Annotated in this window: 8 protein-coding genes and 1 pseudogene; 6 read left to right on the top strand and 3 right to left on the bottom strand. The window is 42.5% G+C overall.

The window, feature by feature from the left end:
• Positions 1-303: 303 nt before the first annotated feature.
• Entirely contained in the window at positions 304-1,482 is a 1,179-nt protein-coding gene (locus tag ACE1CC_RS05860; protein ID WP_459563807.1) for a SpoIID/LytB domain-containing protein, read from the top strand.
• Between the two features lie 180 nt (positions 1,483-1,662).
• On the opposite strand, the gene ACE1CC_RS05855 is transcribed toward ACE1CC_RS05860, so the two are convergent.
• A complete protein-coding gene (locus ACE1CC_RS05855; protein ID WP_413269535.1) occupies positions 1,663-2,976 on the bottom strand; it encodes a hypothetical protein in 1,314 nt (437 codons plus the stop codon).
• A 9-nt stretch (positions 2,977-2,985) separates the two neighbouring features.
• Positions 2,986-3,318: pseudogene (locus ACE1CC_RS05850) on the bottom strand (zinc ribbon domain-containing protein); the annotation flags it as partial.
• Positions 3,319-4,054: 736 nt separating this feature from the next.
• Here ACE1CC_RS05850 and ACE1CC_RS05845 point away from each other — a divergent pair.
• On the top strand, positions 4,055-4,510 hold the full coding sequence (locus ACE1CC_RS05845; RefSeq protein WP_413269533.1) for an ATP-binding protein: 456 nt from the start codon (positions 4,055-4,057) through the stop codon (positions 4,508-4,510).
• Between the two features lie 187 nt (positions 4,511-4,697).
• Here ACE1CC_RS05845 and ACE1CC_RS05840 read toward each other — a convergent pair whose 3' ends face one another.
• Complete coding sequence (locus ACE1CC_RS05840; protein WP_413269532.1) at positions 4,698-4,985, bottom strand: DUF6439 family protein; 288 nt, start codon at positions 4,983-4,985, stop codon at positions 4,698-4,700.
• Between the two features lie 30 nt (positions 4,986-5,015).
• Here ACE1CC_RS05840 and ACE1CC_RS05835 point away from each other — a divergent pair, with 30 nt between their 5' ends.
• The 4 genes from ACE1CC_RS05835 to ACE1CC_RS05820 all read left to right on the top strand — a co-directional run bounded on the left by ACE1CC_RS05835 (position 5,016) and on the right by ACE1CC_RS05820 (position 10,311).
• Positions 5,016-5,399: a sll0565 family protein gene (locus ACE1CC_RS05835; RefSeq protein WP_413269531.1), complete on the top strand. Its 384-nt coding sequence runs from the start codon at positions 5,016-5,018 to the stop codon at positions 5,397-5,399.
• A 154-nt stretch (positions 5,400-5,553) separates the two neighbouring features.
• Entirely contained in the window at positions 5,554-7,302 is a 1,749-nt protein-coding gene (gene ggt / locus ACE1CC_RS05830) for a gamma-glutamyltransferase (RefSeq protein ID WP_413269530.1), read from the top strand.
• Between the two features lie 156 nt (positions 7,303-7,458).
• A complete protein-coding gene (gene asnS / locus ACE1CC_RS05825; RefSeq protein WP_413269536.1) occupies positions 7,459-8,850 on the top strand; it encodes an asparagine--tRNA ligase in 1,392 nt (463 codons plus the stop codon).
• A 432-nt stretch (positions 8,851-9,282) separates the two neighbouring features.
• Positions 9,283-10,311, top strand: a complete 1,029-nt coding sequence (locus ACE1CC_RS05820) for a M28 family peptidase (RefSeq protein WP_413269529.1) — start codon at positions 9,283-9,285, stop codon at positions 10,309-10,311.
• Positions 10,312-10,429: the final 118 nt, after the last annotated feature.

Genomic DNA, 10,429 nt, shown 5'->3' with positions numbered 1-10,429 from the left:
GGCGAGAGCGGAATTGCACCGCTACGGTTACTAAGTTGTTAATGGTTTGTTTCAGTCGTTACGATTGACTGAGAGCCACTACCCTGCTTACACTTCAGGTCATTAACCTTCCATTTTGGCCGGAACGAATCGCACTCCTATTGACATTTTAACTAGGAAAAAGTTTTTCTTTACCTATTTGCCCGATTAAGGTATGCTAGAGGACTGTCTAGCGTAGCTAACCTAAGAAAAATTTTTTGCCAAATTCAACGATAAAAATACTTGTTACCTCGATTCTCCGCCGAGTGAGGAGGTTTTTACCAGATGCTAGCCAAAAGTTTGATTTTCTCGTTTTTATCTGCAAAACAGAAGCAGTTATTTCGGCAGCCAGGAAAAAATTTTTGGTTGTCGCTGTTGTTCTGGATGCTTTTAGTTGCGCCTGCCCAAGCTGCATTAGAATTGCGAGTGGCGATCGAAGAGAATACCAAGCAAGTGAAAATCGGTAGTTCTACGAAAGCGATCGTCCGTGATGCCACTGGTCAACCAGTAGGAGAAATTGCCCCACTCAACGCTTTTGTAGCCGAAACAGAAGGCGGTAGAGTGAAAATGAACCGTTGGCAATCCAATGCTTTGTGGGTAGAACCGACTAACAAAGGTTTTGTGTGGATTGGCGATAAGTGGTACCGAGGACGCACCCTAGTTGTACCGACAAACAACGGTTTAACAGCAATTAACTATGTAGACCTGGAAAGATACCTCTACAGCGTTCTCGGAGGAGAAGTTTACACAAATTGGCCTCAAGAAGCATTAAAAGCCCAAGCTGTAGCTGCCCGTACTTATGCGCTTTACCAACGACAAACTAGAGGAAATCGGCTGTTTGATGTTGGGGATACGATCGCTTGGCAAGTTTATCGAGGTGTAGAAACGGAATCACCCAGCTTTTACAACGCCGTAGATGCTACTGCTGGACAAGTACTCACCTACACAGGCAAACTAATTCTAGCGGCTTATCATGCTGCTTCTGGAGGACACACAGAAAACGTCGAAAATGTTTGGGGCCCACAAGCTTTACCTTACCTGCGTGCTGTTCCAGACTTCGATCAAGGAACTCCCGGTTATCAGTGGACAAGATCTTTTACTCAACCAGAACTCAGTAACCGCATTAGCGGTGTCGGACAAGTTCAATCTTTGACACCAGAACGAATCTCTCCCTTTGGGCGGGTACTGACGCTGAAAGTCGTTGGTGACAAAGGTTCGCGGATTATGAGTGGCGCAGAATTGCAGCGAATCTTTGGTTTAAGAAGTACCTGGTTCACCGTCACCCCAGAAGGCAATAATAAATCTCTACCACTCTCTTTCCGTTTTGATGGTCGTGGTTTTGGTCATGGTATCGGCTTGAGTCAGTGGGGGGCTTACGGAATGGCTCGCCAAGGCGCAAATTACCAACAAATCCTCCAGCATTATTATCGGGGAGCGAGTTTAGCCAGAATTAGGGTGAGATGAGCTCTTGAGCAGGGGGGCTCCAGGGGCAGAGGGGCTCCAGGGGCAGAGGAGCAGGGGGGGCTCCAGGAGCAGAGGGGCTCCAGGGGCAGAGGGGCAGGGGAGAATTTAAAACTCAAAACTCTCCAACTCTTCCTAACTCAAAATTCAAAACTCAAAACTCAAAACTTCCCCAGTCCCCTGTCAAGAACCGGATTCTAATCTACGTTGCCACTCAGCGTCGATTTTATCTTTTTGGGCGATTTCTTGTTCGATTAGGTCGGTTTCTGTGGTGTAAGCTAAGTCTTCTTTGTTAATGATGTTTTGGGCGGCAAATTGACGGGCATAGCTAATTTTTTTCTTTAATTCGGCACTAGCTAGGTTTAAAATACTAGTTCTTTGTTCGCGTTTTTGGTTACGCTTCGCAATTTTAGTGTTGCGCCATTGCAGCCAAAAATAACGGACTAAAGGTAATGTCAGAAAAGCTATTCCGTAAATTAGTAGGACCAAATAAATTGATTGAACAAAGGCGACTAATCCACCAATTTGGGCGGCGATAATACCATCAGCTAGGAGATTTCCTAAAACTAATGCGCCAACTAAATTAACTGCTCCTAATCCACAGGCTAACAGAATTTGTCCAGAACTAGCGGCACTAAATCGCCAAGGCATTTCACGTAAATATGGTGCTACTGGTTGGATTTCTTGTTGGGTAGCTGTTACTTGTAATTCGGGAAAGTGATAAACTAATTGCCCTTCAGGACTAACTTCTGGACGACCATTATATTTGGTTAGTACTGGCAGCATATAGTCTTCATATTCGCGGGAGTAGCCTTCTCCTAATTCATCTAAATAGGGTGCAATTTGTTCGGCTACTACTGCGCCTTGGTTGTTGCGAATTACTGTGGCTATTTCTTGCCAACGTCGTTCTGCTAAGTTGGCGTTGGGGTTTCCGTCACCAAATAAGAATGAGAAGATGGCTTCTAAAAAGTTTAGTTGGGGTTTTTCCCGGCGATGATATTGGTATTGGGGGCTGTCGTAGTTGGGATAAAATACCCAAAACCACCAATCACTAAACCAAAATGTCGGGGCAAAAACTGTACCGCCATTAAAGTCGCCGCCAAAGTCGCCGCCGGAACTGTCGCTGTCTCGGCTGGAGTTGAGGGCGATTAAAATTATGGCGATCGCAATGAATATTAACGCGATCGAAGCGATTAAAATTAAGCCAAAGCTAACCCGAATTAAATAAAACAGCACTTGCCAAACTTTTTGCCACCATTCTTGTAGCTGCAACCGGAAAAATTTGTTGCGTAGCACTGCTTTAAAATTTCGCGGAAACTGATAAGCTATTTCTCCTGATTCAGCTACCTGTAAATGTCCACCTGCATCAGAAGCTAATACTAATAATGCTTGCTCAGATTGGTTGATATTTAACCCAGTTCGTGCTGCGATGTCGCCTACGGTGACACGGTAGTTCAACTGTTCTACAGCCTGCATGATGGTGGGATTTGGAGCCATGCTCTTCCCTCAGATATTTGTCTTGCTATTTCTAGTTTGACACTCTCCCCTTAAGCTGACGCTCTCCAGGGGAGATTCTTCCTTCACAGAGCGATGCCTCACAAAAGCAGTGCCTTTGCTTGGTCTGACTCGTTCTCCAGAAGCTACCGAGGTATGCCCTACCTCTAACATTCGTAAACCTTCATCTCTTATATTGCAAGCGGCGTTAACGTCCCTGTCGTGCAGGGTTCCACATTTGGGACATTGCCAACTTCTGATATCCAAAGGCAATTCGCCAATTTGATGCAAGCAGTGATTACAAGTTTTAGAACTAGGGAAAAATCGATCTACTTCACCTTCATTACAATGGTAAGAATTCGCTACGCTCAACCTGAGTTAGTTGGTCACAATTCATCTCCCGTTACAACGCAGTTTAACGGGAGATGAATTGCTCCATGGGGATAAATTTTTAGATTTCTTAAATGGGGGCGGTAAGCTGAAACCGCCTATTTTAAGGTGATTCGGCGTTTTACTCTCAGAGGAATTGCTGTGCTTTACCTGATTGATTGAGAAATTGTTGTCTATTTATCTTGCAATTACCGTCCTCAATAAGCGACTATAGCTTACATCACTTTCAGTTTAGCTAACTATGCCAAGACTGCTATGGTTTCAACTGTCCAAGGGACAAGACTTTTTGTATATTCTGTAACAGGCAAAACAGATGAACAGAACAAATGGGCAGATTTACTCAAAAGGCTCTGGTCTTTTAAGAAGATTTGGATACAATATAAATAGCAGGTAGTGAAAACCCTACCAAAAAACTGCACCTGTGCAGGGTGTATTTGTATGGCTTTTATTAAGCTATGGGCAATCACCAACTTAAATGAAATGGAATAGCTGGGCTAATGGGAGTTGACCAAATTTAGGTATTGTGAGGTAAATGCGAATCAATTAAATTGCCAAATAGGTAACAAAACCTAAAATTTTTCCCATTAGACTTAAGCATGAGTTTATAACGAAACAATTAAGTTATGAGCGTAGGGATGGAGTCTGTGCAGAGATTTCAGTCTGTCCACCTGAAAACGAGGGGGTTTTCAAAGTGATTGCTATATCTAAGCGTCCAGTTGGGCGCAGCTGGGCTACGATTAGCTTTGCTTCGACTCTTTACCTTTGTCCAATTCTAGATTTGCTGGTGTCTGAGATCCCTGACTCCTGGCAAGCGGAATTGCGACTGGGTTTACAAGAGGCTTTGGTGAATGCAGCTAAGCATGGAAACAATCTAGATCCTAGTAAAACAGTTGTTGTGAAATTTGCCGCGATCGCAGATCACTACTGGTGGGTGATCTCAGACCAAGGTTCTGGGTTTAAACCTAATCCTTGTTGTTGTCGCCCTAGCGATGCCAATGAGTATCTGCCGTCGGAAGATTCGGAATGTGGTAGAGGGTTGTATATTCTCTACAAAGTTTTCGATCAAGTGCATTGGAACCCGGAAGCAAGAGAGTTAAGTTTGTGTAAATATGTCAAGAGCCGCTCCAAGTTACCTTTAGTGCGATAGATAGCAGAAGGCTCCCAGGCAGAAAGGAACAGAGCTTTTATCATCAGCTTTTTACCTTTTTTCCACCTGCGCTAGGGATTTAATTCTAGCTCACCAATTATCGATTTTTGGTCAGCTAATAAATCTTAATGTTCCTAGTTCTCAGGTTTAGTGGCTGAACGAGCAGCCACTTCTAGAGGTTGGGATATTAGTGGGGATGATTGTGACCGTGAGAAGGACAGGGAGGCGCAGAGATCGATCGATCTAACCAGCCGGAAGCTTGATTAAAGCGCGGTAATGCTTCTTCTGGCTGATTTTTGAGGAGAAACAACAGTGCGGCTGCAGCTTGTTCACCTGCACGCGCCTGACGATTCGATTTGAGGCGATGCCAATCATTAGGTGTAATGGTAAGGCGTTCCATTAAAGCTTGAGCCAGTTCTAAGGTGGTAAATTCGTTCAAGGTGTCGGTTTTAAGTAGCTGGGTAGGTTCAGACATAATGAAATCAGATCAGTATTTGTCTTTATTATGAAGCCATCAGAAGAACCATCTGCATCTAGCGATACTCCGGGATCGGGAAATAGTGAGCAAGAGTTTGTGCAAGCTTTGGCGGAGGTAGAGCGATCGCTAATGGCACTAAAAGAACGTTTAGCACAGGTACAGCGCGATCGCCAACGACAAGCTGAATTAAAGCATCGCTATGAGGAAGTGCGTCAAGACCGCAGTATGGCGCGATCCCAGCAAATGAAAACCCAGTTAAAGCAAATTCAACAGGAATTAGAAACTTTGGAAGTTAACTTGGAAAGTAGTTTGTTTTCTTGGAGTAGCTTGAAAGAACCTTTTTGGATGGCGGTGCGATTTGCGGGGATCGGGATTATTATCGGTTGGTTGTTGAAGTCTTGTGCAAGTTAAAGACTTGTATTTTCCCCATTGTGCATTGCTTGGGTAGTCTGCTATGCACAAATCATTGCACAGAACCTATGCGATCCCCAATCACCATTGATTAAGTATAAGTTAAAGTGGGGATCAGTTATGTATCAATGATCCCCGACTCTGCAACTGCACAATGCAACAAAAATTCTGGAAAGTAATTTTTACCGCCTTGGTATTCTCCTTTAACTTGGTTTCCCCGGTTCGCACTCAAGATTTACCTGCGCCAGAGGGGGAGACGGGACGCATTGAAAAGCAAGCTGTCCGCGCTAAACGACAAATGGTAGTTAGTGGTAATGTGTTGGCTTCTGAGGCGGGGATCGCTATTTTGCGGCGGGGGGGTAATGCGGTGGATGCGGCGATCGCAGTCCAAATGGTGTTAACTTTGGTGGAACCGCAGTCTTCGGGAATAGGCGGTGGGGGGTTTTTACTGTTGTACAAAGGCACAACCGGGAAATTACTGAGTTATGATGGTCGGGAAACCGCACCTGGGAAAGCGAGAAGCGATCGCTTTTTAAACGCTACGGGTAAACCCTTAGATTTTTTCCAGGCGGTAGTAGGGGGAAAGTCCGTAGGTGTACCAGGGGTAGTACGGATGTTGAAAATGGTACACCGGGAGGAGGGGAAACTTCCTTGGCGGGAGTTGTTTCAACCTGCGATCGAGTTGGCGGAAAATGGTTTTCCGATTTCTCCGAGACTGTATCAACTGCTGAGTAGGGAAAGGTATTTACAACGTTTTCCTAATAGTAGAAGTTATTTTTATTTAGCAAATGGTCAACCGAAACCTATTGGTAGTAAACTGGTAAATAAACCTTTGGCGGGGGTTTTAAAAGCGATCGCTAATCAAGGCGCAGATGCTTTTTATCAGGGTGAAATTGCTAAAGATATTGTTAATACTGTTAATCGATCGCCTGTGAATCCGGGAGATTTAACACTAGATGATTTAGCTAATTATCAGGCGAAAAAACGCGATCCGGTTTGTGGTTTCTATCGAGTTTACCAAGTTTGTAGCATGGGTTCGCCGAGTTCTGGCGGAATTACTATTTTGCAAATTTTGGGAGTTTTAGAGAGTTTCGATCTGGCTAGTTTAAAGTCTAAACCAATTGAATTGGTGCATTTATTTTCGGAGGCGGGTAGGCTGGCTTATGCCGATCGCAATAAGTTTTTAGCTGATGCAGATTTTGTCAATATTCCGACTCGAAGGCTACTTGATCCGCAGTATTTGCGGGTGCGGGGGAGTGCGATCGATCTTAATCGTTCAATGGGAAAAGCTGCACCGGGAAATATTACGGTTTCTGCGGGGGAAAGGCGATCGATTCATTGGTTAGATTTACCTGCAACCACTCACTTTTCTATTGTAGATAAAGATGGTAACGCTGTTTCTATGACTAGTTCTGTTGAAAGTGGTTTTGGTTCTCGGTTGATGGTAAGGGGGTTTTTATTAAATAATCAATTGACTGATTTTAGCTTTGTTCCTGAAGAAAATGGTCAACCTGTTGCTAACCGTGTGGAAGCTTGGAAACGTCCCCGAAGTTCAATGTCTCCGACTATTGTTTTTAATGCTCAAAAACAGCCAATTTTAATTATTGGTTCTCCAGGGGGTAGCGGTATTATTAATTTTGTGGCTAAGGTTTTGGTGGGGGTTTTAGATTGGAATCTTGATGTTCAAGAGGCGATTTCTTTGCCTAATTTTGGTAGTAGGAATGGTCCGACGGAGTTGGAAGCTGATACTGATTATGTTAATTTTAAGGCGGGTTTGGAAAGGCGGGGTCATCGGGTGGTTGTTATTCCTTTAAATAGCGGTTCTCATGGGATTGAAATTAAGAATGGGGAACTTATCGGGGGTGCTGATCCGCGTCGGGAGGGGGTTGCTATTGGTGATTAGGGAGGGTAAGATTTTTTGAACCGCAAAGAGCGCAAAGGACGCGAAGGAAGAGGAAGGAAGGGTTTTTGGTTTAGTTAACCGCAGATGAAGAGGGATGATTTATTTCTGTGGTTTAATATAATTAAGTTTTAAGTGTCTCCGTTAAAATCAATAATCATTATGACTCGACGTATTGCTGATATTCTGAAAAATGGTCAACCTGATGAATCTGTTAAGGTGCAAGGTTGGGTTCGCACGAAACGGGAGTTAAAGGAGTTTGCTTTTGTTGAGGTGAATGATGGTTCTTCAATGGCAAATTTACAGGTGGTTTTGAATCCTGATTTGGCTGATTATGGGACAATAATTAAACAATTAAATACTGGTGCTTCGGTGGAAGTTGAAGGTGTTTTGGTGGAGTCTCCGGCGAAGGGACAAAGGATTGAATTAAAGGCTTCTAGTGCAAAAGTTTTTGGGGAAGCCGATCCAGAAACTTATCCTTTGCAGAAGAAACGTCATTCGTTTGAGTTTTTAAGGGATATTGGACATTTGCGATCGCGTACTAACACTTTCGGCGCAGTTTTTCGGGTAAGAAATGCTTGTGCAACTGCGATTCATAAGTTTTTCCAAGAACGCGATTTTTTATGGATTCATGCACCAATTATTACCGCAAGTGACTGCGAAGGTGCAGGGGAAATGTTCGCGGTTACGGGTTTTAATTTAGATAAGGTTCCTCGTACTGAAAAGCAAGAAATTGATTACACTAAAGACTTTTTTGGTCGTCCGGCTTATCTAACTGTTAGCGGACAGTTGGAAGCCGAAATTATGGCGATGGCTTTTTCTAATGTTTACACTTTTGGGCCGACTTTTCGCGCTGAAAATTCCAATACTTCCCGCCATTTGGCAGAGTTTTGGATGGTGGAACCAGAAATGGCTTTCTGCGATCTCCAAGGTGATATGGATTTGGCAGAAGAGTTTTTGAAATACATCTTTAAATATGTGTTGGAAAACTGTCCAGAAGATATGGAATTTTTCAACCAAAGGATTGATAATTCGGTTTTGGCAACGGCGGATAATATCATTAATAATCAGTTTGAACGGTTAACTTATACTGATGCAATCAAGCTTTTGGAAAAGGCAGATAAAAAGTTTGAATTTCCCGTTAGTTGGGGTTTAGATTTACAGTCGGAACATGAAAGATATTTGGCAGAAGAGAAGTTTAAAAAGCCTGTAATTGTTACTGATTATCCGGCGAAAATTAAAGCTTTTTATATGCGATTAAATGATGATGAACAAACTGTCCGCGCAATGGATATTTTAGCACCGAAAATTGGCGAAATTATCGGCGGTTCTCAAAGGGAAGAACGCTTAAATGTGCTAGAAAAGCGGATTGAAACATTAGGAATAGATGCGGAAAATATATGGTGGTATTTGGATTTACGCCGCTTTGGAACAGTTCCTCACGCAGGTTTTGGTTTAGGCTTTGAAAGATTGGTGCAATTTATGACCGGAATGGCTAATATTAGAGATGTAATTCCTTTCCCTCGTGCGCCATTAACTGTGGAATTTTAATGATAGTGGCTAAACTATTCCGATTGGAGAAAACATCATTAGTCTGGAACAGGTAGAGGAAAAGTTTAATCTGTTCCAGGCAGAAAATGATGAGTTTTTTACTGAATGGTATGCAGATTTACCCGAAATTAGTGACAGTGAAAAAGCGGGTTTAGATAAAGTAAAAAGCAGATACATTTATCACCGAAAAGCTGACCCTTTAGCTGAAGAAACTGTTAAACTTGTGGTGTTAAGCTGTTACGCATTTAAATCACTTATTAAAGAGTAGGGTGCGTCAGACGGTAAAGCCTTATATAGAAAGGAAAATATCCCCTTCTGACGCACCCTACAATATGACTTTTAAATGCGTAACAGCTTATCTCCTCTATTAGAAATGGCGGGATTTTATGATGCACCTTTTCGGATTGATTCAAATAACAAATTTAGATTAGCATGAAAAAATGGTTTTGGTGGGGGGGATTGTTGGCGATCGCCACAACTACAACAATATTTTTCTACTCTTACACTAACAACTTTCTTGGCAATTGGTACTCCAGCTTACTAGCATCTCAACTAACAGTAAATAACACTCCAGAAATAGTTCAAAAACCAATCCTGAAACGAAAACTTAAAACCCCTGAAACTATCACAGCACCAAAAGTTAATACCCACCAACTAATCGCACATATTAAAGCATTAAACTTTGAACGTTATGAAGATATTAGCCGCAGTCAAACTAGAGAATACATTATAAATAATTTAAAAAAATCGGGATGGTCGCCAACTCTACAAACCTTCGACTTTGGTGTTAACGTAGTAGCTGAAAAACCCGGAAGTAACCCAGAAGCGGGAACCATTTTATTAGCCGCACATTATGACACAGTTATTGGTTCTCCCGGCGCAGATGATAATGCTAGCGGTGTTGCTACCGTTTTAGAAGTAGCGCGTTTATTGAGTAAATTTCCCACAGCAAGAACCTTAAAAATTGCCTTTTTTGACTTAGAAGAAAAAGGACTTTTGGGTAGTTCCGCTTTTGCTAATCAAACGGAAAATTTAAGTAACTTACAAGGTGCAATTGTTTTAGACATGGTTGGTTTTGCTTGTCATACTCCCGGTTGTCAGCAATATCCTCCCGGTTTACCAATTACCCCGCCAAGCGACAAAGGTGATTTTTTAGCAGTAATAGGTGATGCTGAAAGTCCACAATTGCTAGCAGCATTTAATAACAAAAATTCTCCTAATTTACCACCAGTAATTACTTTGCCTGTTCCTTTCAAAGGTGTAGCCACTCCTGATTTATTACGTAGCGATCATGCACCTTTTTGGCTGCGGGGAATTGGTGCAGTTTTAATCACTGATACAGCCAATTTTCGCTCTCCTCACTATCATAAACCAACAGATAAACCTGATACAATTGACCAAGAATTTTTTACTGGTGTAGCGCAAATAGTGGCGAATGCAACAGCCACATTGTTAAATTAGTAAAAGGTACGTTGTTGGGGGTGGGCGCGGGTATTTTGCGCGGGGGGCCCAAAAAAGAAAAAAAATGTGGTTTGTAAAAAATTTTTTTAGATATTTTTTTTTTTTTTTTATAATAGAA

The organism is Floridaenema aerugineum BLCC-F46 (genome assembly GCF_041929345.1).
GTDB lineage: Bacteria > Cyanobacteriota > Cyanobacteriia > Cyanobacteriales > Aerosakkonemataceae > Floridanema > Floridanema aerugineum.
This window is presented reverse-complemented; position numbering and strand designations above follow the sequence as displayed.

Excerpts from the sequence above, each read along its gene's own strand:
- ACE1CC_RS05840 (WP_413269532.1), bottom strand. The coding sequence starts at position 4,985 with ATGTCTGAACCTACCCAGCTACTTAAAACCGACACCTTGAACGAATTT.
- ACE1CC_RS05835 (WP_413269531.1), top strand. The coding sequence starts at position 5,016 with ATGAAGCCATCAGAAGAACCATCTGCATCTAGCGATACTCCGGGATCG.
- ACE1CC_RS05820 (WP_413269529.1), top strand. The coding sequence starts at position 9,283 with ATGAAAAAATGGTTTTGGTGGGGGGGATTGTTGGCGATCGCCACAACT.
- ACE1CC_RS05860 (WP_459563807.1), top strand. The coding sequence starts at position 304 with ATGCTAGCCAAAAGTTTGATTTTCTCGTTTTTATCTGCAAAACAGAAG.
- ACE1CC_RS05855 (WP_413269535.1), bottom strand. The coding sequence starts at position 2,976 with ATGGCTCCAAATCCCACCATCATGCAGGCTGTAGAACAGTTGAACTAC.
- ggt (WP_413269530.1), top strand. The coding sequence starts at position 5,554 with ATGCAACAAAAATTCTGGAAAGTAATTTTTACCGCCTTGGTATTCTCC.